A 24,876-nucleotide genomic window follows, 5' to 3' on the forward strand; every position below is an offset into this window, starting at 1 on the left:
ACTCACCGCCCATCCTCACGGATCAGGTCGGCCGCGCGCCAGCCGATGGCCATGATGGGGCCGTTGGTGTTGGCCGACACCATGGTCGGCATCACCGACCCGTCGACCACCCGTAGCCCGCTGACGCCATGTACCCGCAGGCGGGCATCAACGGCGCCGCGTGACGGGTCGCCGATGCGGCAGGTGCTGCTGGCATGGTATCCCGCCTGCCCCTGGGATTTGAAAACCGACACGATCTCGTCGTCGCTTTCGACGCCCGGCCCTGGTGCCGTTTCCGCGCCCACCAATCCCGCCAGGCTGGGATGGCGCATCCATTCACGGATGAAGCGGAAGCCGGCGATGGTCACCTGCCGGTCATAGGGATCGGCCAGATAGTTGGGCTTGATCGCCGCCGGCAATGCGGGGTCGCTGGACCGTATGCGGATGCTGCCTTCGCTGCGCGGCCGCAGGGGATAGGCAAACAGATGCAGTCCGTGGGCCTTCTCAAAGCCGATGCCCTTTGAATTGACCTCCAGCGAATAGGGGGCGGCCAGCAGTTCCGTATCGGGCCGCCCCGCACGGTCGACCGCGTTGATGAAGGCGGCCGCCTGATAGGCGCCTGCCGCCAGGATGCCACGCCGGAACAGCAGATATTTCAGCGTGTTGGCGACAAGTCGCCAGCCGTTGAATTCCAGGTTCTGGCTGTGGGGCTGCAGCATCCGGTACTGCATCATCAACAGCCTATGTTCCAGCATATGGTCCCCGACATGGGGATTGTCGGCAACGACCGGCACATGCAGGTCGCGCAGCAGGGCGGCCGGTCCCACCCCGGAAAGCTGCAGAAGGCGCGGCGTATGCAGGGCACCGGCCGACAGGATCACCTCCCGCCCGGCCAGAAAGCGGCATTCCCCGCCGGCATTCCGTCCCGCCACGCCAATGGCCCGCGTGCCCTGGAACAGAACCCGGTCAATGGTGGTGCCGGTGACCACGGTCAGGTTGGGGCGGTTGCGCGCCGGCTTCAGGAAGGCCTGGGCCGCGCTGGACCGGCGGCCGGCATGGATGGTGCGCGGGGCGGGGCCGATGCCGGTCTGATCAGGACGGTTCAGGTCCGGCTTATAGGGGATGCCCATCGCCACGCCGGCATCCACCAGCGCCCGGGACAAGGGGTCCAGTGCCGTCGGAACCGAAACTTTCAGCGGACCATCCGTTCCGCGTTCGCCATCCGCGCCCAGCGCGTGGCTTTCCATAGCCTGGAAGCAGGATCGCATCGTGGCCCAGTTCCAGCGCGTGGCCCCCAGCTCGACCCATTCGTCGTAATCTTCCGGCTGTCCCCGGAAATACATCATGCCGTTGACTGAACTGGACCCGCCCAGCACCTTGCCGCGCACCCAGGTTTCCGAGGGTATGCCCTCGCTGGCGTCGGTCTGGAAGAACCAGACATGCTTGGGGTCGGACAGCAGTTTGCCAAAGCCCTTGGGCATATGCACCAGCGGGCTGCTGTCCGGCGGCCCCGCCTCGATCAGCAGGACGGAGACGCCGGGCTGTTCGGACAGGCGGTTGGCCAGCACGCAGCCGGCAGAGCCGGCACCGACAATGACATAGTCGAAGGTGGGCGAAGTCGTGGTCAAGGTGGGGACTCCCAACGGTCAGGACAGGCCGAGGGCGGCGCGGATCGCGTCCCCCACCAGGGTGCGGCTGTCCTGGTCCGGCGTGTAGGCGTCGAACATGCGATTATGGCAGAAGGCGACGGCCAGACGCCGATCCGGATCGGCCCAGCCCAGTGACCCGCCCATGCCGGGATGGCAGATGGCGCGCGGATTACGGGGGGCGGAGACGGGGGGATTGTCCCCGCCCAGCCAATAGCCGCCCAGGCCGATGGGAACCTGCATGCCGAAAAACACCGGGTCGGGTCCGAAATCGGGACGCGGCGTGCTGAACCCCGCAACCCTGTCGGTCGACAGCAGCCGCGTTCCCTGGAACTTTCCGCCATTGGCCAGCATGGCGAACAGCTTGGCTTGGCTTCGCGCGTTGGAGATGCCGCCGACGGCGGGGATGCAGGCCTGCTGCACAACGGGACGGGCGAAAGGCTCCGGCATCAGGTCCACCTGCATCGGGCAGGTGACGCGGTAGAGCGTGCCATCGGGTGCCACCTGCACCGCACTGTCATCCAGAACGGCGACCCGATACGCCTGGGCCGGCGGCAGGCCCAGCCAGAAATCCGGCGCGCCCAGTGGCAGCAGGATTTCCTCCCGCACGAAGGAGCCGAAGGGGCGGCGGCGGATGTCGGTGCGCCGGACCAGTTCGCCCAATATCCAGCCGAAACTCATCGACTGATAGCCACTCTGTGTGCCCGGCTCGAACAGGGGAGGTTGCGCCGCCAGCCAGTCCACCATCCAGTTCCAGTCACACATCTGCTCAACCGTGATGTCGGCCGGCAACTGCATCAGTCCGGAGCAATGGGTCAGGACCTGTGCGACAGTCAGCCTTTTCTTCCCGGCGGCAGCGAATTCCGGCCAGTAGCGGGCGATGGGGGCGTCATAGTCCAGGCGGCCATTCTCCGCCTGGATATGCACCGCCGTCGCCGTCAGCGCCTTGGACACGGAGAAGACATTGAACAGCGTGTCGGCCGTTACGGGTGCGCCGTTGCGGTCACAGTGACCGCTCCAGCAATCGACCAGCAGTTCATCGCCCAGATAGGCCGCCACCTGCACGCCGATTTCCCGGCCTTCGGCGACAAGCCGGTCCAGAAGCGATTGCACGGCACGATTGGCGGGATGGTCAGGGGTAGGGGGCGTCATATTCGGTAATCTCCCAAATCAGGCCGGATCGAACCGGACATGCACCTCGTGCGGACCGCGCAGCGCGAAGCCGACGACTTCCGGTGCGGGAAGGTCGGGATCGGCCCGCAGCCCCGGCAGCCGGTCCAGCAGGGCGTTCAGCGCCACCGTCATTTCCATACGCGCCAGATGCTGACCGATGCAGATATGCCGGCCGTGGCCGAACGGCATGTGACCCGTGGGTTTGCGGAAAATGTCGAACCGGTCGGGGGCGGGGAATGCCCTCTCGTCCCGGTTTGCGGCGCCCAGCATGACCAGTACATGGTCGCCCGGCCGCATGGTGACGCCCGCGATCTCGATCTCCCGCGTCGGTGTGCGGGAAATGCCCGGTACGGGCGCGTTCCAGCGCAACCCTTCCTCCAGCGCCTGGGGAACCAGTGACCGGTCCCGCCGCACCGCCTCCAACTGGTCCGGGTGGGTCAGCAGGGCGGCCAGCACGCTGGAAAAGCCGTGATAAGAGGTGTCGCCGCCCGCATTCATCAATTGCCGGAAAAAGGCGATGACGATGTCATCCTCTAATTCCCCGCCAGGACCCGACAGTTGGGCCAGATTGCTGATCAGGTCGCTGTCCGACAGTGGATGTACACGCCGGTGATGGACGATGGCGGTCAGATATTCCTTCAGCTTGGTGATGGCATCCATGCCATGTTCATGGTCGAAGATGATGCCGATCTGCCCGAAGGCCAGCTTGTGGAAGATGGCCCGGTCCTCTTCCGGCAGGGCCATCAGTTCATGGATGAAGTGAAAGGGGAAATGCAGGGTGAACTGGCTGACCAGTTCCGCCTTGCCATCGCCCGCGAACCCGTCGATCAGGCGATGGATCATGCGGGGGATCATGTCCTTGCCCCATTCCTCCACCATCTTGGGGTTGAAGGCCTTCTGGAACAGGCGGCGATTGTCGAAATGCGCCTGCCCATCCATGGTGGTGACGGAGCGTCCGAAATAAACACCCAGATTATTCTCGTATACCTTGTTGGAGAAGGTCCGGGAGTCGGCCAATACCGCCATCGCCTCCGCATGACCCAGCACCGCGAAATGCCGCAGATGCTGCATGGTCAGGTCGGGATAGAGGCCGAAATGCACCCGGATGTCTCCGTCGAACACCGGCGACAGGTGGCGCAGCCGCGCCAGTTCCGGGTAACAGTCGCGGATGCGGTATTCACCCCCCAATGTCCCCATGGCGTTGAACGGGTCGTAATCCGGATCGTCAAAATCGCGGATTCGGGGAATGGCATGCGTATCCATGGTGTCCTCCGCGCCATCAACTGATCAGGAAGCCGCCATCGACGGCCAGCAACTGTCCCGTCACGAAGCGGGAGGCGTCGGAGGCCAGGAACAGGCAGGCATTGGCAATCACTTGCGGATCGGCATTTTCCCCGCCCAGGGGAACACGTCCTGGCTGCAGAAAGGGGCCGCGCAACGGATCGCCCACCTGGGTGGAGGCGATGGCCGCCTCGGTGGCGATGCCGCCGGGCAGGATGGCGTTCACCCGCACACGGAATTCGGCATATTCCAGGGCCAGCGATTGGGTCAGCGCGTTCAGCGCGGCCTTCGACATGCCGTACTGAATATTGTCGTAGATGCCGGCCTTCAGCGACGTGACGGAGGAGATGTTGATGACGGAGCCGCCACCTGTCGCTTTCATGCGGCGTATCGTTTCTTGTGTGCATTGAAAGACGCCGCGCACATTGATCGCATGCATGCGGTCCAGAAATTCGGCGGTCGCCTTCTCGAAATTGCAGCGCGGATAGATCGCGGCACAGTTCAACAGAATGTCGATGCGCGCAAACACCTCATCCAGCCGGGCGAAGGCCGTCTTGATGCTGTCCGGATCGCCCTGGTCCATGGCGATGGCCGTGGCTTGTCCGCCGGCGTCGCGCACCTGGGCCGCGAATTCCTCGGCCTTGGCGATATTCAGGTCAAGGGCGGCGACATGGGCGCCGGCGGCTGCGAACAGTTCGGCGGTGCGTCGGCCGATGCCGGTGGCGGCCCCGGTCACGATGGCATTACGGCCGGCAAGGCCGAACAGATTGCCCAGCAGGGGCAGGTCGATGGACATGCGATCCTCCGTTATATTTTTGTTTTCAGACGTGAACGGGCCAGGACAGTTCCAGGCTCAGCACCCCGTTCACCATGCCGGTGGCCAGCCGCGGTTTCGTGCCCGGCTTGATCTCGAAATCCGGGATGCGCCGCAGCCATTCGGTCAGGAAGGCCTTGATCTCTCGCCGGGCCAGTACCGCACCGGGACAGGTATGGGGGCCATTGCCGAAGGTCGCGTGCGGGACGGGGAAGGGTCGGGTGAAATCCACCCGCAAAGGGTCTTCCACCTTACGCTCATCCAGGCCGTAGAGAAGATTGGGAGGCAGGATCATGTCGCCCGCTCGCAATTGTACGCCCTTGAACTCCATGTCGCGGGTGACGACACGTGCGGTGTTGGCCACCCCGTGCCGGCGCAGCAATTCCTCGATCGCCCCCTGCATGAAGCTGTTGTCGTCCAGCCTTTCGCGGAGCTGCCAGCGATGCTCCGGGTTGCGGGCCAGGAAATTGGCGATGAAACCCAGGGAGGAGGCTACCGTATCCAGCCCGCCGAACAGGACCAGCGAGGCAAAAGCGATGGCCTCGGCCTGACTGATCCTCTCGCCATTGATATCGGCATTGACGATCTGGGACAGCAGATCATCGCCGGGAGTGGCCCGCCTTGCCTCAATCCACGGCATCAGATAGGCGGCGATGCCGGCATGGGCCCGGTGCCGGGCGTCAACGCTGGTGCCGCGCACGGCATCCTCGGCCAGAGGCAGCAACACCGTACGGTCTGCTCGCGGCAAATCGACCAGATCCAGAAAAACGGCGATGGGCAGGATTTTGGCAAAATCCTCGATGAACTCACATTCACCGCGCGGTTTCAGTTCTTCGACCAGTTGGATGGCCATGTCGGTGACCTTCGCCTCCAGCGCGTTGACCACCCTGGGCAGCAGGGCACGGGTCAGCGGCCGGCGATAGGCCGAATGTTCGGGCGGGTCGACCTCCAGCGGGATCTGCCTTGGATATTCCGGCGGCATGGGTGGGATGGTGATGCGGCGATGGGAAAAGCGTTCATGGTCGCGCTGGATTGTCTCGATATCATCGGCGCGGGTCGCCACCCAGTGACCGCCATTGGCGGGAGTCCAGAAGATGTCCGGGTTGTTTTGTTGAAAGGCCCGGTAGGCCAGTTGGATATCCTCACTCGCGCCAGGTACATCATAGATATCGAAATGCACGACGCGTTCCGCCGGCACATGATCCGGTCGCATAGCCATGGCGCTCTCCCTGTGACTGCTTTTTATGCAGTAACACTACATAGCGGCAGACGCTGATCAATCGCTATTGGGACCGGATGACGCCAGAGCACGAACCATCATCAATCTGATATTTTCCACCAGCTTTTCCCGTTCCGGCATTCCGTCAGGAAACAGCCATTCGTTAAACAGAGTCGACGCCAGCAGCATCCCCAGTGCGAGGCGAACAGCGATGTCAGGATCGAAAGGGCATGTCTGGCCCTTGAGTTCATGGAACGTCTTAATTTGGTGTGCAGCGATACGATAATGTCGGCGCATTCCTTCCAAGCGCCGTTCAGTTTGTTCGTCGGCCGTTTCCGCCAACCCTTTAACTGCCAAGTCGCAGAGCAATTTTCGGTTATGCTCCAGGAATTCGATCATCTGGGCCAGTAAAGCTCTGCCTCTGGCCGGATCCAGATCCCAACCTTGATAGCCATCACGTACGTTGAGGAGTTGCGTTGCCAGCAAGTCAAACGGATCGAAGACGATCTGGTCGAACAGCCCCGCCTTACTTTTGAAATGACGATAGAGAAGCGTTTCGCTGACGTCTGCTTGCTTGGCGATTTCTTTTGTCGTCGTGGCGGCATAGCCAAGTTCGTTGAACTGCCGCTGGGCGGCCGCCAGGATACGGTCGATGATTTCTTCCTGTGGCCGCCGTCGACGTCGGCGCGGTTTCGCGGATGGGGTTGTCAAAGTGATTACTGCCAATTTTCTGAATGAGATAGCGAAACACCTAACATACCGTTTCCATACGAGCATTGTGAATGGGCTGCGGATTCACGGCCAATGAAATCACATTGATGTAGAGATGGGGAATAAATAGATACCGGATGACACCCTGGTCGAAATTTGCGTCAAAATCAGATTTTGCCCATTAGATGGTCTTTACATTGAGCCCCCTTTTATCTGGTGCTAAATCAAGCTCCACCTTGCCAGTCTGATGATCTCCATCCACCCGTTGTACGTATCGGCATCCGCATCGCGCATCGTGGGCTGATTGTTGGCCGGTTCGAGGCACCGGCCAATCCTGGAGTCCGAGCTGGGGCCCCTCATCTGAGTATCATCGCTCATGAGGGGAGCCTTTTGAACGGGGCTGGAAACCGCAAGGCGCGCTGGAAGCCCGGCACCATGTTGTCAACGCCGGACAGTTCAGCGCCACAACTCTGTTTACTCGGGCGCCCCAGGTATCAGTACATGGCGGCAAGAACCATGTCTCCAAAGCTGGATGCCTTTTCAACATGCCGGTCATCGGCCATCACACCGGCCATCAGCAGGCTGAAAGTGATATCGCGCTGTGGGTCTACCCAGAAGCAGGTTGATCCCGCCCCCCATCCGCCGAAGGAGCGGGGTGAGGCCAGGGTTGAGATGGGGCCGTGGGTGGGTTTGTCGCCGCGCAGAATAAATCCGATGCCCGCGCCATTCGGGTAGAGCGTCCAATTACGCGTCTCTGCGGCATAGGCCAGCAACCCGTTGGAGGTCAGGCCGGTATGGTCGGCTGTGCACCATTCCAGCATGGCCGGTGACAGGAACCTGAAACCATCGATCTCGCCGCCGCGACGCAGCATATTGGCAAACCGGTGCAGGTCGTGGGAACAGGTCAGGTAGCCGGCGGCAGGAATCTCGGCACCTTCGGTCTTGTAGAGCATGTTGATCGCATTGATGCGCTCGGGATGGAACGCACCCGGCTCCTTGAAGCGGGCGACGATCGGTGCCATCCGAGCCGCCAGATCGGCGCGCCCGCCAAGTGCGGTGCTGGTCATGCCGGCCGGTTGGAAAAGCTCTTCATGCATGAGCTGGGCAAGGCCGCGCTGGCGCCCGTCGACCTCCAGAAGCATTTCGGCCAGGACAGCGTGACCGGCGACCATGGAATAGTTGATCCGCTCGCCGGGCTGGAACTCCAGACGTTCCTTGCAGACATAGTCGAAGATGGCGCGGTTCGACACGGCTTCCGCCGCCGGCAGGGGCGGGGATTGCGCCATGATGCCGCTGGTATTCGTCAGAATATGGAATGGCGTGACCCGGCCCTTGCCCCGTTGCCCGAATTCCGGAAGCACCTCTGCGACCGGGGCCGTCAGGTTGAGCAGGCCGCGTTCGACATAGCTGAGAAACAGCGTGGCCAGAAAATTCTTGCCGGTCGACATTGAGGCGAAGACGGTTGTCGCATCGACGGGAGTACCGGCCTCTCGGTTTGCGTACCCGCGCTGGATATCGATCACCAGTTCGTCGCCGAGGGAAACCTTCAGCGCGACGCCGTCATAGCTGAGGGCGTCGATATCGCGGTCGATGATCTGGACCAATCGCTCTACGCGGGACGGATCGACGGAAAGCGGATGCCGGATGGGAAAGGATGAGGTGCGGGTCATGATGGGTCTTTCGATTTGATCCGGGTGACGCGGCTGGCGTAACTACAGTGCCTCAATGATGGTGACGTTGGCGATGCCGCCGCCTTCGCACATGGTCTGCAGGCCCCATTTCTGACCGCGGGCATGCAGTGTGTGGACAAGCGTCGTCATCAGCTTGGTGCCCGACGCCCCCAGTGGATGGCCCAGGGCGATGGCGCCGCCATTCACGTTCAGTCGCGCCGGATCGACATCAAGCGCCTTCATCCAGGCCAGCGGCACCGAGGCGAAGGCCTCATTGACCTCGAACAGGTCGATATCATCCAGGCGCAGGCCGGAGCGGGCCAGGGCCTTCCGGGTTGCGGGGATCGGTTCCTCCAGCATGATGACCGGGTCCCCCGCCGTCACGGTGAGACTGTGGATACGGGCCAGCGGCTTCAGGCCGAAACGCTTCATTCCCGCCTCGCTGACCACCATGACCGCAGATGCGCCGTCGGTCATCTGGCTGGCATTGGCGGCGGTGATGGTTCCGCCCTCGGCAATGGGCTTCACGGCGGCCATTGCCGCCATGGAGGCATCGAAACGTACCCCCTCGTCCTGGGTAAAAAGCCCGGTTTCGGTGGCGACGGGGACGATCTCGCGGGAGAAGGCGCCGGTCTCAATGGCGCTGACGGCGCGGCGATGGCTCTCCAGCGCAAAGGCGTCCATGTCTTCGCGGCTGAAGCCGTACTTGTCGGCCATGGCCTGCGCGCCGTGGAACTGGCTGAAGCCGGAAACGCCATAGCGGTTCCGGATCGCCCGGCTCCAGGGGCCTTCGCCCATGCCCGCCTGGGAATGCAGGGTCATGTTGGACAGCATCGGCACCCGCGTCATGCTTTCGGCACCGGCGGCAATGACGATATCCTGAGTGCCGGACATCACCGCCTGGGCGGCGAAATGCAGGGCCTGCTGTGAACTGCCGCATTGCCGGTCGATCGTTACCGCGGGCACGCTGTCCGGCAGGCGCGACGCCATCACCATGTTGCGGCCAAAGGCGAAGGCCTGTTCGCCCGCCTGCGTCACGCAGCCGACAATCACATCCTCCACCGCGGCGGGGTCGATGCCGGTTCGGTCAACCAGAGCATTCAGAACGGTAGCGCCGAGGTCGGCCGGATGTATTCCGGCCAGCGCACCCTTGCGCTTGGCCCCCGGTGTACGGACGGCCTCCACGATATAGGCTTCGGGCATCGGTCGAACTTCCTTGCTGTCTTTTGGCAGGTGGCGCGGGCGTTCAAAGGCTCCGGCCGATGACTTCCTTCATGATCTCGCTGGTGCCGCCATAGATGCGGGTCACGCGGGCGTCGCGGTAAAGGCGCGCGATCATGTATTCGTTCATGTAACCGGCCCCGCCATGCAGCTGCAGGGCAGCATCGACGACGCGACCCTGCAGCTCCGTATGCCAGAGCTTGGCGGCTGACGCGGCGGCCGCATCCAGCTTGCCGGCCACATGCCGGGCAATGGCCCAGTCCAGATGCGCCCAGCCGACCTGGAGTTCGGTTTTCAGGCCGGCCAGCACGAAGCGGGTGTTCTGGAAATCAAATATGCGCTGTCCGAACGCCTGCCGCCCTTTGGTGAAGGCAAGCGCCTCGTCGAAGGCGCGCTGCGCGGCGGCCTGGGCTGTCACCGCGACCGACAGCCGCTCCTGCGCCAATTGCGTCAGCAGATAGCTGAAGGCTTCGTTCTCCGTCCCCAGCAGGCTGTCGGCGGGCACGCGCATATCCGCGAAGAACAGTTCCGCTGTGTCGCCGGAACGCTGCCCGATCTTGTCCAGTTTGCGGCCGCGTGTGAAGCCGGGCGTATCGGTTTCCACCAGGAACAGCGACATGCCGCCGGCGCCGCGCGCGGTGTCGGTCTTGGCGGCCAGGATCACCAGATCCGCGTTGCAGCCATTGGTGATGTAGATTTTGGACCCGTTGATGACATAGTCGGTACCGTCGCGTCTGGCATGGGTGCGGATGGCCTTCAGGTCCGACCCCGCCGAAGGCTCGGTCATCGCGATGGCGGTGATGCAGTCGCCGGCCACCATCTTTGGCAAGTAACGCTGCTTCTGCGCCTCTGACCCATAGGCCTGAATATAGTCGGCGGTGATGTCGTTCTGGATGATCAGCCCGGCATGGGAACCGGCATAGGACAGTTCCTCCTGCACGATGGCGTTGTAGGTGAAATCCAGGCCGGGCCCGCCATAGGCCGGATCGACGGTCGGGCAAAGCAGGCCGGCGGCCCCGCATTGACGCCAGAAATCCCGCTCGACGATGCCGTCGCGCTCATGGTCGTCCAGGTGCGGCAGCAGCGCGCGATCGAACAGCTTGCGCACGCTGTCGCGGAAGATGGCATGTTCTTCGGAGAAAATGGTGCGTGTGGTCGTGTCCAGCATTGGTGCTTCCGCTTTCTTGCCCGCCGTCAGGCCTGCTTGGGATCGTTGGCGCCCAGAATTTCACGATTATGCTGCCCCAGGCGGGGGGGCAGACGGACAGGGGGCCGTTCCCCGTCGAACAGTACCGGCACGCCCGGCAGACGCACATCACCCAAGCCGGGGTCATGCAGGGTGGAAAAGAACTCCACCGCCTGCAGGTGCGGGTCGCTGATGATTTCGTCCAGCGACAGGACGGGGGAGGCCGGAACGCCGATCCGTTCACAGGCGGCAAGCCAATGGTCATTGTCATGCTGCGCCACCAGATCGGCCACCAGCTCGTAAAGCGCGTCGATATGGGCCGTGCGCGCCGCCATGGTGGCGAAGCGGGGATCGTCCGCGTACCCAGGCGCACCCGCTTGCGTGAAGAAGGCCCGCCAATGGGCATCGGTATAAGGCAGCATGCAGATGAAGCCGTCGCGGGTGCGGTAGGGGTGCCGGTGGCGCGACAGCACACGCGGATAGCCGGTATCGCCCTGCGGCGGCTCAAACTGCCGGCCATACAGATGCTCGACCAGATTGAAGCCCACCATGCACTCGAACATGGGCACCTCGACCAGCGCACCGCGACCACTGGCTGCGCGCCCGGTCAGGGCCGCCAGGATGGCCATCGCCGCGATCAGGCCCGTGGTCTTGTCGGCGGTGATGGTCGGAAAATACTGCGGTTCGCCCGATTGGCGGCGCATCAGGTCGGCACAGCCCGACAGGCCCTGGATGATGTCGTCATAGGCGGGGCGCCCGCCATAGGGCCCCGCCTCTCCAAAGCCCAGCAGCCCCGCATAGACCAGCCGCGGGTTGCGCGCCATCAGCCTTTCCGGCTCCAGCCCCAGCTTCGCCAGCTTCTGCGGCCGGATATTGTGCATGAAGACGTCGGCACCCTCGATCAGCCGGGCCAGGGCCTCGCGTCCTTCCGGCTGGGTCAGGTCCAGTTCCACGCTGCGCTTGTTGCGATTGGTGCTGAGAAACAGGGCGGCCATCCCTGGCTCCGTGGCCGGGCCGGTCTGGCGGGTGCTGTCACCGCCCGGCGCCTCCACCTTGATCACGTCGGCGCCGAAATCGCCCAGCCACTGGCTGGCCAGCGGCCCCATCGCGACGGTGGTCAGGTCGATGACCTTGATGTTCTGAAGCGGCAGCATGGCGTTATTCCGCCTCCGTCCGCCCGGCGATCAGCCGGCGTGAACTGTAGCGCATGACCGGTTCGGCCCGTTGATTGAAGATGGTGATGGTGGAATCGACGATGGCGCGATTGCCGGTCGAGGTGGAGCGCACGCCGGTGAATTCGATGATGGCATGCACCGTATCGCCGACATGTACCGGGGCCAGCGGTTCCAGCGTGTAGCCCAGCATCGCCAGCCCGGTGCCACGGATCAGTGATTGGATGATGAAGCCTTCAATGATCGACAGGGTCAGCACACCCGGCACCGGGCGCCCGCCCATCGGCCCGACCAGCGTCGCGTCCAGGAAGGCGCTGTCCGTCATGCCCGTCAGCGTCACGAAACTGACAAGGTCGGTTTCGGTGATCGTGCGTGTATAGGTGCGGAAAGTGGCACCGACCCGCATGTCCTGCCAGAACAGGCCCTGGCCCAGCAATGTGGCACCGCCATCCGTCGCGGTTGGTTCCGGTTGCATCGGGATCTCTCCTCTGTACGCGCGCGCATCACCCCGCCGGTTACGGACGGGGGCGTAAGGTGTGGCTACAGCCCGGTGATGACCGTCTTCAGCTCGGTAAAGCTGTTGATGCCGTCGGTGCCGTTCTCGCGGCCCCAGCCCGATTGCTTGAAGCCGCCAAAGGGCAGGTTCGGGCCGGCCACGGAGCCGGTATTGATATTGATGGTGCCGGCCTTGATCTTGCGCGCCAGCTTGTAGGCGGTGGAGATGTCGCGCGTCCAGATGCTGGCGGACAGGCCATAGACGGTGTCGTTGGCGAGCGTCGCCAGTTCATCCAGGTCGGCAACCGGCGTTGCCACCAGCACGGGGCCGAAAATTTCCTCCCGCACCACGCGCATGTCCGGGGTCACGTCGCTGATGATCGTCGGTTCGACGAAATAGCCCCGGTCGCCGACCGCCTTGCCGCCGGTGACCACATTGGCCCCTTCGGCGCGGGCGCTGTCGATATAATCCATGACCCGATGTTGCTGCGTGGCGGAGACCAGGGGTCCCAGGGTCGTGGTCGGGTCCAGGCCGGGACCCAGCCTGAAGCTGGTCGCGACCTTCACCAGCCCTTCCAGCACCTGATCGAATTTCTCCTGCGCGACGTAGAGGCGGGAGCCGGCCACGCAGATCTGGCCGCTGTTCAGGAAGATGGACTGGGCGGCGCCGATGATCGCCTTCTTCAGGTCAGCGTCGGGCAGGATGATCGTGGGCGACTTGCCCCCCAGTTCCAGCGTCAGGCGCTTCAGGTTGCCGCGTGCGGCGCCGATCAGCGACTTGCCCACGGCGGTGGAACCGGTGAAGGAGATCTTGTCGACACCATCATGTTCGGCCAGGGCCGCCCCGGCGACACTGCCCAGGCCGCTGACGATATTGACGACGCCGGGCGGAAAGCCCGCTTCCAGGATTGCTTCGCCCAGGCGAAGGGTGGTCATGGAGGTCTGTTCGGCCGGTTTCAGGATGACGGTGCAGCCAGCCGCCAATGCCGGACCCAGCTTTGATACCGCCGCCATCAACGGGAAATTCCAGGGGGTGATCAGGCCGACGACCCCGACGGGTTCCCGAAGCGTCATGGCCAGGAACTCGCCCGGCATATCGACGGACCGCGTCTCACCGGTGATTTTCCCGCACCAGCCGGACCAGTAGCGCAGGGCGGCGACGGAGGCGGGGACATCCACCCATTTCGCCATCGTGACCGGCTTGCCATTGTCCAGCGTCTCCAGTTCGGCGAATTCCTCCTTGCGGGCCTCGATCAGGTCGGCCAGGCGCCAGAGCAGGCGGGCGCGCTCACCGGCGGGCAGGCTGGCCCAGGGTCCGCTTTCAAACGCCCGCCGGGCGGCGGCAACGGCCCGATCAATATCCCGCGCACTACCGGCCGGAATGCTGGCGATGACGCCGCCATCGGCAGGGTTGACGACATCAAGCCGTTCGCCACCATCCGGGTCCGTCCAACGGCCATCGATCAGCAGTTGGAACGGTCGGTCCAGGCTGGCCCGGGTTTTCTCCGTCACGTCGATTGGGAGGGACATGCTGGGGTCCTCGTCTCTAATTGCCCAGGATCATGTCGGCGACCTTTTCGCCGATCATCACCGAAGGCGCATTGGTATGACCGCCGATCAGCCGGGGCATGATTGAAGCGTCCGCGACCCGCAGGCCGCGGATGCCGCGCACTCGCAATTGCGGGTCGACAACGGCGTCCGCACCGATGCCCATCTTGCAGGTGCTGGTGGGGTGGTGGGCGGTAGCGACTGTCTTGCGGATATAGGCATCCAGGGCGGCATCCTGGTCCAGGGCAGCGCCGGGAAAACTCTCCGCGCCCACAAACTCCGCCAGAGCGCCCTGCCGGACAAAGTCGCGCGTCCAGCGCAGCGAATGGCGAAGCAGGCGCAGATCGTCGGGGTCCTGCAGCAGGTTGAACTGGATGCGGGGCGGGGCGAGCGGATCGTCCGACCGCAATTTGACGCACCCCCGGCTGCCCGGCCGCAGCACGACATTGAGCGTTGTCAGCATGTCCGGCTGCTTCTTGCGGAAACCCGGAAACCAGACCTTGGCCATCATGTTTGCCGCCATGAACACGGTTTCCAGGTCCGGTCGGGACAGGCCGGGCTGGGATTTGTGATAGGCGATGTTGCTCAGCGGCACCGTGGCCGGCAATCCCCGCCCCGTCAGCAGCCATTGGAGCACGGACAGGGTCAGCCGGTCGGCGCGCAGTGCCTGGCCGAAGGCCAACGGCTTTTTGGTCACGAAACCCATGGGCACCAGCGGGTGCTCCTGCAGGTCCTGTCCGACGCCGGCCAGATCCCGCTCGACCTGGATGCCGACGCCGCGCAGGTGATCCCCTGGGCCGATCCCCGACAGCATCAGGATTTGCGGAGAGGCATAGGCGCCGCCCGACAGCACGATCTCGCCATCGGCATGGACCGTCTGTCTGCTGCCATCCTTGACATATTCCACGCCCGTGGCGCGGCCCTTTTCGATCAGGATGCGGGTGACATGGGCACCGGTGACCACCGTCAGGTTCAGCCGGTTCCGGATGGGTGTCAGGAAGGCTTGCGACGTGCTGGCCCGCCGGCCGCGACGGATCGTGCTGTCGGGCAGGGCGAAGCCTTCCGGATTACCGGCCTCGAAATCGTCCAGCAGGCGATAGTTCAGGGCTTGCGCCGTGTCGCGGATCGCCTTGGTGATCGGTTCGTCACTGGTATAGGGGATGACATTCAGCGGGCCGCTGCCGCCATGGTTCGGCCCTTCACCACGCCAATTGCGCTCCGATTTCTTGAAATAGGGCAGCACCTCGTCGTGGGACCAGCCTTCTGCCCCCATTTGCGCCCATTCGTCGTAGTCGCTTGGGTGGCCCCGCGAATACATCATCCCGTTGATGGATGAGGAGCCACCGAGGACCTTTCCACGCGGCGCCTTGATCTTGCGGCCATTGGCAAAGGGCTCCGGGTCGCTCCACAGACCCCAGTCCAGCGTCGGGTGATATTGCAGCATGGTGAAGACCAGCGGCATCTTCACCATGATATCCTTGTCGGCGCCACCGGACTCAAGCAGCAGAACCTTGTTTTCCGGCCGCTCGCTCAGTCGGGCGGCGACCACGCAGCCCGCCGATCCGGCGCCGATAACGACATAGTCATAGGTCAGGGTTGCCATTCATGGCCTCCAGCGCGTTCGTCGTGCCTGCCGGGAAATGTCGCTGCAGAAAGGACAGCACGCCTGCGCTGAACATGTCGTTCTGATCCCCCGCCACCATGTGGCCGGCGGCGGGGACCTCATAGATTTCCGTCTGCGGCACCAGGCGCTGCATCTCTTCAATGCCCTCGTCATTGACGATGTCGCTGCGCCCCCCACGGATCACCAGCGTCGGCACCGTCACCCGATGACTGACCGCCAGCAGCGCGTCGATGCGTGAAGGCGGTTCGCTGCCGGGCGGCATTCTCAGCATCAGCGGGTCCCAGTGCCAGTACAGCCGGCCATCTTCCCCTTGCCGCAGATTCTTGCGCAGACCAGATGTATCCTTCGGTGCCGGCCGATCCGGATTATAGGCGGCAACGGCCAGTCGGGCTTCTTCCAGATCGGCGAAACCCTTGTCATGGCCTTGCATGAATCGGCGGATGCGCTGTCCGCCTTCCTGGGCGATGCTGAGGACGATATCGACCATGACCAGGGCTTGTGCCAGGGGTGGGTCGCTGGTGCCGATGGCATAGAAGCTGGTCATCCCGCCCATCGACGCACCGACAAGGGCGACGGGACCCCGTACGGTCTCACGGATTGCACGCAGATCGGCCGCCAATGCCTGGATCGTGTAGTTCGCCACCGGCGACCAGGCGCTGTCGCCATGTCCGCGGGCATCATAATTGATGACGCCATAACCCTGGCCGACCAGACGATGCATCGTCCTTGTCCAGGAATGCCGCGTCTGCCCGCCGCCATGCAGAAGAATGACGGTCGGTGCATCCGGGGGACCGACGCGGTCCCCAACCAGCGTCAGTCCGTCCGGGGTGGTGAAATGCTGTCGGGAACTGGCTGTCACGCTCATATCCTTACTGTCGGCCGGGCAGTGAATGCCCCTGCGGCAGGCCTGACGGCGGGTCGTTGACCGACCGCACCGTCAGGCATCGCCCCCTGTGGTCCGGCTTCGCGTCGCAACGGGCCGGATCCGGCGATGAGGTCGCGATATCAGGCCTTTTCCAGGATATGCACGACGCAGGACGATCCCATCCCGGTCATGCCGCCGACCACATGGGTCAGGCCGATCCTGGCATTTTCGACCTGGCGGGCGCCGGCCTCGCCCCGCAGATGCAGCGATATCTCATAGATATTGGCGATGCCGGTGGCGCCCAGCGGGTGCCCCTTGGACAGAAGGCCACCCGACAGGTTGACGGGGATCTTGCCGCCAATGGCGGTGAAGCCCGTGTCGATCAGGCGGCCGGCCTCACCTTCGCCGCACAGGCCGAGATTTTCATAATGGACCATTTCGGCCGTGGCGAAACAGTCATGCAACTCCACCAGATGCAGATCCTGCGGCCCCACGCCCGCGCGCTCATAGGCGGCATTGGCGCAGTTGCGGGTCACCAGATTGAAATCAACGATGGCATCCTGGCGCGGAGTATAGGGATTGCTGGTCATCTCCGACGCGCGCACCCGGATCGCCCGGCCCATCAGCCCCAGTTGCCGGACCTTCCGTTCCGACGCAATGATGGCCGCCGCCGCGCCGTCGACATTGATGGAGCACATCAGCTTCGTGTTGGGGTAGGAGATCATTTCCGCCGCCATCACCTCTTCCAGCGGCGTTTCCCGTCGGCTCATGGCCTTGGGATTGAAGGTGGAATGGTGATGGTTCTTCACCGCTATCTTGGCAAACTGCTCGAACTTCGTGCCATACTTGCGCTGATGCTCCATCCCGACCTGGGAGAACATGGCCGGCGTCGTCATTGATCCGATGGTGCCCTCCTCGACGAAGCCATCGGTGCGGCCACCGCTGGCGGCCCCCAGCAGGCCCTTGCCCAACTGTTCCGTGCCCATGGCCAGGACCAGATCGTAGATGCCGCCCTTGACCGCTATATAGCCCTCGCGGAAGGCCGTGCCGCCGCTGGCACAGGCATTGGCGGTATTGACCACCGGAATGCCGGTCTCGCCGATCTCGTGCAGGATCTGCTGACCGACCATGCCGAAGGCCCGCATCTGGTTGCCGCAGTAAAGCGCCTGCATGTCCTGGATGGTAAGCCCGCAATCCTGAAGGGCGAGCAGTGCGGCTTCGGCACCCAATTGCGCCACGGTGCGCTGCGGATAGCGCCCGAACGGGATCATGTCGATCCCGATGATATAGACATCTTCGCTCATCATGCCTCTCCCTGGGCGGGTACAAACAAATAGCTCACGAACGGCTTGCCCTCTGGGTTGGTCTGGCCGCTGTCGCGGAAGACGACATTGACGGGCATGTTCCAGGGCAGTTGTGCCGGGTCTGGCTCCACCTCCGCCAAGGTGCCGCGCAGCGAACCGCCCCCTTCCAGGTCGACAATGGCCGACACGAATGGGACCTTCACGCCGGGATAGGAGCGGTGGACAATCGTGTAATTATAGAGGGTGCCCTTGGTGCCCAGCCGCACGGGCTCGATCGTCTCGCGCTTGCCGCAGGAGGCGCAGGCCATGCGCTCTCCAGGCACCGTCTCGCCGCAATTCCGGCAATGGCTGCCCATAATGAACGCCTTGCCATCGTCACCGATCCTGATCATGGGGATGGCGGGCAGGAACCCGCTGAAATCATTCGCCATGGACGCTTACTCCCTTCCAATTTTCAACATCTGCGCCTTGCCCGGGGGCTGTTGGTCGCATCTGGTTTACGGCGGGCATCACTTTCCATCCGCAACGGTAGTCTTGGCGCTACCGGACGTGCCGATCATTGGTGCGAAAGACCCGGATTCCATACAGGTGCGCTGTGTATGTTCCTCCAGACGGATGACCGCTGTAAGGTCCTCGATCTCGGCAGCGCGTGTCATCACTTCCTTGGTCTTGCGCAGGCCAACGGGGGAGGTGGCCAGCAGTTCGCCAATCACGCCACGCGCAGCCTCTTCCAGTTGATCATCTTCCACGACATCCGACACCAGCCCGACGGCCAGCGCGCGGTCTGCATGGATGAAGCGGCCTGTCATCATGAGCTCCGCCGCCACGGACGTACCGACCATGCGCGGCAGGAAATAGCTGGTTCCCAACTCGCAGCCGGACAGACCAAGTTTGATGAAGGCCACATTCATCTTGGCGCTGCGGCCGGCGATGCGGATATCGGAGGCCAGGGCGAAGTTGAATCCGCCGCCGCAGGCCGCACCATGGACCAGCGATATGATGATCTGCGGACAGGACCGCATCTTCAGGACGATATCGGCAAGTGACGGCGCCGGCCCATCTGCGGTGGCGCCTTTCGGCATCCCCTCCCTGGAACTGCTGTACCAGACGAGGTCGAGTCCGGCGCAGAATGCCCGTCCGGCACCCCGCATGACGACGATCCGGCGTGCATAATCGGACTGCAGCGTCTGGAAATAGTCCCACAGCTCCCGCACCATGGTCCCATTCAATGCGTTGAGACGCTCCGGCCGATCCAGGGTCAACCAGTCGACGGCACCATCGTGCACGACACTGATCGTCGTATAGTCGCTCATCTGATCCCTTGCTCTCATTGCCATCGGGCTTCTGCTGCCAGTAGTAGAGGGCCGGGTGCCGCAGCAGAAATTCTTAACCGACGGGAGGGATGCCTCGCAGGCATATCATGCCCGGTCCGCCATTGTCCGGGGCCGGCTCGCCAAGAGGCAAAGTCCGGTGTGTGCCTAAGCTATTCCTGTGGGTTATGGGTGAAGCCGATTTGTCCGGCCACACAATGTGCCCCCCTCTGCTAGTGTCATTGAAAAGACGGGCAGAACCGTGATGCAGGCCATGGGCCGGGTGCATCCCCAGGAGAGGAGCGTCGCGTTGCAGAACGATCAAGTGAAGATGGCACAGGGCGAGACCGCACCGATGCCGATTGGGGAACTGCTTGCCTATCATGCTGGCAAGGACCCGCTGCGTCCGGCCGTGACCTACCAGGACGTGACGATCACCTATGCCGAACTGGACAAAAGGTCGAACCGCAAGGCGCGCCAATTGGCGGTGCTGGGTGTCGGCGAAGGGGATCTGGTGACCCTGGCCATCCCGAACAGTCCCGAATTCTATGAGACCGCCTTCGCGGTATGGAAACTGGGCGCGACCGTCGGCATCGTATCCTCCAAACTGCCGGCGGCGGAGCTGCGGGCCATCGCGGAACTGGGGCAGCCCCGTCTGATCATCGCCGAAGAAAGCGCCAGGGCTGAGGGATGGAATTTTCTGCCCGTCGGTTCGCATCCGGCGGACGATCTGACTGCCGACCCGCTGCCGGTGAAGATTGCCCCGCGTTGGAAGGTTCATACCAGCGGCGGGTCGACCGGCCGGCCCAAGTTGATCGTGGACAGGCAAGCGGGCATTCATGATCCGGGCAAGCCGCCCGGCGGCCAGCGTCTTGGCGACACGATGCTCAATCCGGGCCCGCTTTACCATAACGCCCCTTTTGTCGGGGTCTTCCACTGCCTGTTCTCCGGCGGGCATGTCGTGGAAATGGGCAAGTTCGATCCGCTGGCGGCGTTGCAACTGATCGAGCGTTACCGTGTCAACTGGGTCAATTTTGTCCCGACCATGATGAGCCGTATCTGGCGCCTGCCGGAAGAACAGCGCCTGGCCTTTGACATGTCGAGCCTTCGCACGGTGTTCCATATGGCGTCAGTCTGCCCGCAATGGCTGAAACAGGCCTGGATCGACTGGCTGGGTCCGGACAGGATCATCGAAGTCTATGGCGGTACCGAACTGATCGGCGGCACAGCCATCACCGGGCGCGAATGGCTGGCGCATAAGGGATCGGTAGGCAGGCCCGGACCGGGATCGCAGATGCGTATCCTGAATGAACAGGGCGATGAATGCGCCCCCGGTGAGATTGGCGAAATCTACTTCCTGCCGGCGCGGGGACGAAACTCGACCTACGAGTATATTGGGGCTCAGGCCAAGGCCAAAGGTGACTGGGAAACCTATGGCGATCTCGGCTATGTCGATGCGGATGGCTACCTCTATATCGCCGACCGGCGTACCGACATGATCGTGTCGGGCGGGGCCAACATCTTCCCGGCAGAGGTGGAAGCCGCACTGGATCAGCACCCGGATATCCAGTCTTCCATCGTGATCGGTCTGCCCGACGCGGACCTGGGCCAGCGCGCCCATGCCATCGTGCAGATGCGGGAGGAGGCGCGCACCCGGACCGACGAGGACGCGTTGCGTGCCTTCCTGTCGGACAAACTGGTCCGATACAAGATTCCGCGCACTTTCGAGTTCACGGACGAGAACCTGCGGGATGACGCTGGCAAGGCCCGCCGGTCGAAATTGCGGGACGACAGGCTGGCGGCGGTATCATAATCTTGAAATTGCCACCCACTTGAAGTGCCCTCTGAATGGAAAACCCCTTGTCGCTGGGCAGTCAGATGTCATCCGGAGATAGGAACAGTGTATGACTGACCGACGCCTGCAATATGTCGTTTCCACTGCGCGATATGGATCGTTCACCGCAGCAGCGGAACGGGTGGGGGTCACCCAGTCGGCCATTACCAAAAGCGTGGCCGATCTTGAACAGCAACTGGGCTACGCGATCTTCAATCGAACGGCCCGTGGCGTCATCCTGACGGAGGAAGGGCGTAGTTTCGTTGAACGGGCATCGCGCGTTATCGAGGAGACGGATGATCTGCTACGCGGTGCCGCCGTGGGGTCGGATCATTATGCGGGCCTGCTTCGGATCGGGGTGTGTCCCCCATCGCTGGAATGGCTGCTGGTTGAACCCTTGTCGACGCTGGTTTCCCGGCATCCGAGCATCAGGCTGAACATTGTCGGCGGAAATTACGACCGGATCGTGCAGCAACTGCGTGTGGGCACGATCGATGTCGCACTGGGATATGAGGCTGCGTTCAAGGAACAGCCCGACTTCCGGTGCGAACAGATGGCACCGATGCAGACGACATTCTTTGCCAGGCGGGGGCATCCCATCCTGGACTGCCCCGATGTGACGAAGGCGGAGATCGCCAAGTATGACCTCATATCGCCCTCCGGCGCCTCGCCCTACAATTTCATCTGGCGGCAGATATATGAGGATTGCGGCGTCGACGTTCAGGAACGGCTGCATACCGTCGATTACTTCCCGATCGTGGCTCGGCTGATACGCAACACCAATGCCATCAGCGTCGCGGCGATCCACTATACGCAGACCAGCATTTTCAAGAAGCACTTCGCGGTGGTGCCGTTTACGCTGCCGCCATCGTCGCTGTGCTGCGCCACGCGCCTTCGCTGGAGCCCCCGGCCCGCGGTCCGCGCCTTCATCAAGGCGTGCCGCGAGCGGCTGCCATCATCGCAAACGTTGGATGGCGTCTAGCGGCCGTCCCTTGCGTGTCGGGCCTTCACCTGCTTATGGCGGACTTATTCCCTGCGGGCATGGCTGCGTCGGGGAATGAATTTGATGATCTGGTCGGATCAGCCGGACACTGGTCCTCAGGTTTCGCAAGTTCGCAGAGGTCGTGATCAACGGGTGGCAGCACCGGCGCGGCCGTCTGTCGGCTCTTCGCTGCCGGTTGGAGAGCGGCCACCCTCTGTCGGCAGATACAGGGATCTGCACGAAAACATCTGACAAGAAAAAGGTTCATAGAATGCAGATGCAGGATATGGGGGAAACGTTGCCGTCCGCGACTGTTGGTGCCGGGATGGGCGCAGGTGAAAACAAAACTTCCCTGCGACCGGCTCGTCTGCCGCTGGGTCGCAAGACCGGGTATGGGGCGGGGCAGCTTGTCGAGATGATTGTCGAAAGCATGCTCAACATCTTCGTGCTGTTCTATGCCACAGCGGTTTGCGGCCTGCCGGGCGCCTTGGCCGGGCTGGCGATCGGCGCCGGCATTGTGGTCGATGCGGTCGCAAATCCGTTGATCGGTTCCCTCTCGGATGGCTGGCGTTCACGCTTCGGTCAGCGTGTGCCCTTCATGGCCCTGTCGCTGATCCCGATCATCCTGACCTTCAACCTGATCTTCTCGCTTCCCGTCGGGCTTGGACAGACGACCTTGTTCCTCTGGTTGACCCTGCTCTCCGTGTCATTGCGCATCTCGCTGTCGATATTCACCGTTCCTTATCAGGCGTTGGGTGCTCAACTCACTGATGACTATGGCGAGCGTTCCTCGGTGGCGGCATGGCGCTGGGGTATCGGTATCCTGGGAACGGTGGCCGTGATCTTCCTGGGTTATGGCGTGTTTCTGGCGGGTCCGGCGGGGGTGTCACAACGTGACGCCTATATGCCCTTCACCTTGACATTGAGCGCGCTGCTGCTGACCGGTGCACTGATCGCCATACGGCAGGGGCTGGCAGTGCGGGAGCAGCCGCACGGGTCCCAAACGCCGGCCGGGCCGATCCATCGCCGGCTATGGGGCGAAATGCGTGAGATTGCCCGCAACCGGACTTTCCGCATCCTGTTCGTGGCGGGCCTGCTGTTCAATATCGAAGCGGGTGTGCATCAGGCTCTGGGCCTGCATGTCGTAACCTTTTTCTGGCAACTGAGTCCTGGACAGATCCAGGGATTGGGGATGGCCGCCGTCCTCGGCCTGGTGCTTGGCGCCCCCCTTGCCGGGCCGTTCGGAAAACGGGTGGAAAAGCGCACAATGCTGCTGATCAGCATGATCGGCATGGTTATATGCCACGGATTGCCGGCCACCCTGAAGCTTCTCGGTCTGGTACAATTGACGGGTGGGGGGCTGATGGGCTTCCTGGGGGTCCTGGCATTCTCTGGCGGCGCGATGATGGCACTGACCATCATCGCCTTCGTGTCGATCATTCCCGACGCGGCGGACGAGCACGAACACCTGTTCGGAACGCCCCGCCAGGGCCTCTATTTCGCGGGCTGGTCATTTGCCACCAAGACGGCCACGGGGGCCGGCGTCCTGATTGCGGGCACGGTCCTGCAACTGATTGATTTCCCGGTCAATCTGGTCGAACAGGATCCCACGATGTCGCTGCCGACGCAGATGACGGATTGGCTGGCCATTGCCCATGGACCGGGTGCGGGCGTGCTGTCGGTGATCGGTATAGCGCTGGTGCTGCTCTACCGGATCGACAAGAAGGCCCATGCCCGGATCATGGCGGACCTGACAGTGCGCCGGCGCACCCGCTGACGCATCGCCTGCCGGTTCCAGCCGCGAGGTATTACTTCATCTCATGCCTGGCGGTGCGTTGGAATTGGACGCTGGCGCATGAAAAGGGAAAGCTTCCGAAACAACCCGCCACGACAGCCTTGAAAGGCGCGTCGGCGCCGACAAGCAGGGAGAATAGAATATGGCCTCAGGAGGTCGCGACTATCAGCAACTGATTTACGAAGAACCCGCGCCGAAGGTGGCCCGCATCGTGATGAACCGGCCCAGCCGGCGCAACGCCCAGGGCATCACGATGACCTATGAACTGGACGACGCGCTGAAGCGCGCCTGCCATGACGACAAGATCAATGTAATCATCCTGGCCGCAACCGGCGACCATTGGAACTCCGGTCACGATATCAGCGGCGACGAGGCACGGATGCCGCCGCCGGAACAGATCGTGGGGCTTTGGGGTGATTATAGCGGCAAGGGGTGGCAGGGCTACTATGCCCGCGAACGGGAGATCTATCTGGAGATCACCGAGCGCTGGCGAAACGCGCCGAAGCCGGTTATCGCTGAGATTCAGGGTTCCGTTATCTCCGGCGGCATCATCCTCACCTGGATGTGCGACCTGATTGTCTGTTCAGACGATGCCCGCTTCCGCGACGCGACCGCGGCGGAGATGGGCATCGCCGGCGTGGAATTCTGGCAGCATCCGTTCGAGATGAGCGTCCGTCAGGCCAAGGAATGGCTGATGACAGGCGATTGGATGACGGCGCAGGAGGCAAAGCAGCGCGGCATGGTCAACCATGTCGTGCCCCGTGACCAGTTGACGGCGCGAGCCCTGCAACTGGCGGAGACGATCGCCGCCCGCAATCCCTTCACCATGCAACTGGTCAAGCAGGCGATGAATTTCGCGCAGGATCAGATGGGGCGCAAGGCGTCGGTGGATTTCGGCTTCCACCTGCATCAGATCGGGCACATGCAGGCCATGCTGGCCAATGGTTTCCCCATTGATCTCGACAGCATGCCGCCGGCCATGCGCGCCAATATCGAAAAACTGATCGCCGCGCGCCAGGCTTCAGCCGGCTAGCCTTGGGATTGGAA

Annotated in this window: 21 protein-coding genes; 4 read left to right on the top strand and 17 right to left on the bottom strand. The window is 63.0% G+C overall.

Translation table 11 applies throughout. The features are described 5' to 3' along the window. Positions 1-2 precede the first annotated feature (2 nt). From KBA48_RS00090 to KBA48_RS00170, 17 genes are all read right to left on the bottom strand, one after another. Positions 3-1,607 carry a GMC family oxidoreductase gene (locus KBA48_RS00090; protein ID WP_292902510.1) on the bottom strand — a complete coding sequence of 535 codons (1,605 nt, stop codon included), beginning with the start codon at positions 1,605-1,607 and terminating at the stop codon, positions 3-5. 18 nt (positions 1,608-1,625) lie between these two features. After that, positions 1,626-2,777 (bottom strand): serine hydrolase, encoded by a 1,152-nt coding sequence (locus KBA48_RS00095; protein ID WP_292902512.1) that lies wholly within the window; start codon positions 2,775-2,777, stop codon positions 1,626-1,628. 18 nt (positions 2,778-2,795) lie between these two features. Next, positions 2,796-4,061, bottom strand: coding sequence for a cytochrome P450 (locus KBA48_RS00100; RefSeq protein WP_292902514.1), 1,266 nt, complete (start codon positions 4,059-4,061; stop codon positions 2,796-2,798). A 16-nt stretch (positions 4,062-4,077) separates the two neighbouring features. Further along, positions 4,078-4,875 (bottom strand): SDR family oxidoreductase, encoded by a 798-nt coding sequence (locus tag KBA48_RS00105; RefSeq protein WP_292902516.1) that lies wholly within the window; start codon positions 4,873-4,875, stop codon positions 4,078-4,080. 25 nt (positions 4,876-4,900) lie between these two features. Then, positions 4,901-6,112, bottom strand: a complete 1,212-nt coding sequence (locus KBA48_RS00110; protein ID WP_292902517.1) for a cytochrome P450 — start codon at positions 6,110-6,112, stop codon at positions 4,901-4,903. Positions 6,113-6,169: 57 nt separating this feature from the next. Continuing rightward, on the bottom strand, positions 6,170-6,838 hold the full coding sequence (locus KBA48_RS00115) for a TetR/AcrR family transcriptional regulator (protein ID WP_292902518.1): 669 nt from the start codon (positions 6,836-6,838) through the stop codon (positions 6,170-6,172). A 479-nt stretch (positions 6,839-7,317) separates the two neighbouring features. Continuing rightward, positions 7,318-8,493: a serine hydrolase gene (locus KBA48_RS00120; RefSeq protein WP_292902519.1), complete on the bottom strand. Its 1,176-nt coding sequence runs from the start codon at positions 8,491-8,493 to the stop codon at positions 7,318-7,320. A gap of 42 nt (positions 8,494-8,535) precedes the next feature. Then, a complete protein-coding gene (locus KBA48_RS00125) occupies positions 8,536-9,696 on the bottom strand; it encodes an acetyl-CoA C-acetyltransferase (protein ID WP_292902520.1) in 1,161 nt (386 codons plus the stop codon). Positions 9,697-9,739: 43 nt separating this feature from the next. Next, positions 9,740-10,882, bottom strand: coding sequence for an acyl-CoA dehydrogenase family protein (locus KBA48_RS00130; protein ID WP_292902521.1), 1,143 nt, complete (start codon positions 10,880-10,882; stop codon positions 9,740-9,742). Between the two features lie 26 nt (positions 10,883-10,908). Beyond that, positions 10,909-12,054 carry a CaiB/BaiF CoA-transferase family protein gene (locus KBA48_RS00135; RefSeq protein WP_292902522.1) on the bottom strand — a complete coding sequence of 382 codons (1,146 nt, stop codon included), beginning with the start codon at positions 12,052-12,054 and terminating at the stop codon, positions 10,909-10,911. A 4-nt stretch (positions 12,055-12,058) separates the two neighbouring features. Further along, positions 12,059-12,547, bottom strand: a complete 489-nt coding sequence (locus KBA48_RS00140; protein WP_292902524.1) for a MaoC/PaaZ C-terminal domain-containing protein — start codon at positions 12,545-12,547, stop codon at positions 12,059-12,061. Between the two features lie 65 nt (positions 12,548-12,612). Next, complete coding sequence (locus KBA48_RS00145) at positions 12,613-14,097, bottom strand: aldehyde dehydrogenase family protein (protein ID WP_292902526.1); 1,485 nt, start codon at positions 14,095-14,097, stop codon at positions 12,613-12,615. Positions 14,098-14,113: 16 nt separating this feature from the next. Next, positions 14,114-15,718: a GMC family oxidoreductase gene (locus tag KBA48_RS00150; RefSeq protein ID WP_292902528.1), complete on the bottom strand. Its 1,605-nt coding sequence runs from the start codon at positions 15,716-15,718 to the stop codon at positions 14,114-14,116. Next, positions 15,699-16,598 (bottom strand): alpha/beta hydrolase, encoded by a 900-nt coding sequence (locus KBA48_RS00155; protein WP_292902530.1) that lies wholly within the window; start codon positions 16,596-16,598, stop codon positions 15,699-15,701. Before KBA48_RS00155 ends, KBA48_RS00150 begins: the two co-directional genes overlap by 20 nt. Positions 16,599-16,744: 146 nt before the next feature. After that, positions 16,745-17,911, bottom strand: a complete 1,167-nt coding sequence (locus KBA48_RS00160; RefSeq protein WP_292902532.1) for a thiolase family protein — start codon at positions 17,909-17,911, stop codon at positions 16,745-16,747. Further along, on the bottom strand, positions 17,908-18,339 hold the full coding sequence (locus KBA48_RS00165; protein WP_292902534.1) for an OB-fold domain-containing protein: 432 nt from the start codon (positions 18,337-18,339) through the stop codon (positions 17,908-17,910). The genes KBA48_RS00160 and KBA48_RS00165 overlap by 4 nt, the downstream gene beginning before the upstream one ends. Before the next feature lie 78 nt (positions 18,340-18,417). After that, positions 18,418-19,221, bottom strand: coding sequence for an enoyl-CoA hydratase/isomerase family protein (locus tag KBA48_RS00170; RefSeq protein WP_292902535.1), 804 nt, complete (start codon positions 19,219-19,221; stop codon positions 18,418-18,420). Between the two features lie 307 nt (positions 19,222-19,528). Here KBA48_RS00170 and KBA48_RS00175 point away from each other — a divergent pair, with 307 nt between their 5' ends. From KBA48_RS00175 to KBA48_RS00190, 4 genes are all read left to right on the top strand, one after another. Continuing rightward, complete coding sequence (locus KBA48_RS00175; protein WP_292902537.1) at positions 19,529-21,031, top strand: AMP-binding protein; 1,503 nt, start codon at positions 19,529-19,531, stop codon at positions 21,029-21,031. 91 nt (positions 21,032-21,122) lie between these two features. Then, complete coding sequence (locus tag KBA48_RS00180; RefSeq protein WP_292902539.1) at positions 21,123-22,034, top strand: LysR family transcriptional regulator; 912 nt, start codon at positions 21,123-21,125, stop codon at positions 22,032-22,034. 142 nt (positions 22,035-22,176) lie between these two features. Continuing rightward, a complete protein-coding gene (locus tag KBA48_RS00185; protein WP_292902541.1) occupies positions 22,177-23,811 on the top strand; it encodes an MFS transporter in 1,635 nt (544 codons plus the stop codon). A 160-nt stretch (positions 23,812-23,971) separates the two neighbouring features. Then, the gene (locus KBA48_RS00190; RefSeq protein WP_292902543.1) at positions 23,972-24,862 is read left to right on the top strand and encodes an enoyl-CoA hydratase; all 891 of its coding nucleotides are present in this window, start codon (positions 23,972-23,974) and stop codon (positions 24,860-24,862) included. Positions 24,863-24,876: the final 14 nt, after the last annotated feature.

Source organism: Niveispirillum sp. (genome assembly GCF_017996735.1).
GTDB lineage: Bacteria > Pseudomonadota > Alphaproteobacteria > Azospirillales > Azospirillaceae > Niveispirillum.

What these genes read in the sequence shown, in the direction of transcription:
- KBA48_RS00095 (WP_292902512.1), bottom strand. Translation starts at nt 2,777, where the DNA reads ATGACGCCCCCTACCCCTGACCATCCCGCCAATCGTGCCGTGCAATCG.
- KBA48_RS00100 (WP_292902514.1), bottom strand. Translation starts at nt 4,061, where the DNA reads ATGGATACGCATGCCATTCCCCGAATCCGCGATTTTGACGATCCGGAT.
- KBA48_RS00105 (WP_292902516.1), bottom strand. Translation starts at nt 4,875, where the DNA reads ATGTCCATCGACCTGCCCCTGCTGGGCAATCTGTTCGGCCTTGCCGGC.
- KBA48_RS00110 (WP_292902517.1), bottom strand. Translation starts at nt 6,112, where the DNA reads ATGGCTATGCGACCGGATCATGTGCCGGCGGAACGCGTCGTGCATTTC.
- KBA48_RS00120 (WP_292902519.1), bottom strand. Translation starts at nt 8,493, where the DNA reads ATGACCCGCACCTCATCCTTTCCCATCCGGCATCCGCTTTCCGTCGAT.
- KBA48_RS00125 (WP_292902520.1), bottom strand. Translation starts at nt 9,696, where the DNA reads ATGCCCGAAGCCTATATCGTGGAGGCCGTCCGTACACCGGGGGCCAAG.
- KBA48_RS00130 (WP_292902521.1), bottom strand. Translation starts at nt 10,882, where the DNA reads ATGCTGGACACGACCACACGCACCATTTTCTCCGAAGAACATGCCATC.
- KBA48_RS00135 (WP_292902522.1), bottom strand. Translation starts at nt 12,054, where the DNA reads ATGCTGCCGCTTCAGAACATCAAGGTCATCGACCTGACCACCGTCGCG.
- KBA48_RS00140 (WP_292902524.1), bottom strand. Translation starts at nt 12,547, where the DNA reads ATGCAACCGGAACCAACCGCGACGGATGGCGGTGCCACATTGCTGGGC.
- KBA48_RS00145 (WP_292902526.1), bottom strand. Translation starts at nt 14,097, where the DNA reads ATGTCCCTCCCAATCGACGTGACGGAGAAAACCCGGGCCAGCCTGGAC.
- KBA48_RS00150 (WP_292902528.1), bottom strand. Translation starts at nt 15,718, where the DNA reads ATGGCAACCCTGACCTATGACTATGTCGTTATCGGCGCCGGATCGGCG.
- KBA48_RS00160 (WP_292902532.1), bottom strand. Translation starts at nt 17,911, where the DNA reads ATGATGAGCGAAGATGTCTATATCATCGGGATCGACATGATCCCGTTC.
- KBA48_RS00165 (WP_292902534.1), bottom strand. Translation starts at nt 18,339, where the DNA reads ATGGCGAATGATTTCAGCGGGTTCCTGCCCGCCATCCCCATGATCAGG.
- KBA48_RS00170 (WP_292902535.1), bottom strand. Translation starts at nt 19,221, where the DNA reads ATGAGCGACTATACGACGATCAGTGTCGTGCACGATGGTGCCGTCGAC.
- KBA48_RS00180 (WP_292902539.1), top strand. Translation starts at nt 21,123, where the DNA reads ATGACTGACCGACGCCTGCAATATGTCGTTTCCACTGCGCGATATGGA.
- KBA48_RS00190 (WP_292902543.1), top strand. Translation starts at nt 23,972, where the DNA reads ATGGCCTCAGGAGGTCGCGACTATCAGCAACTGATTTACGAAGAACCC.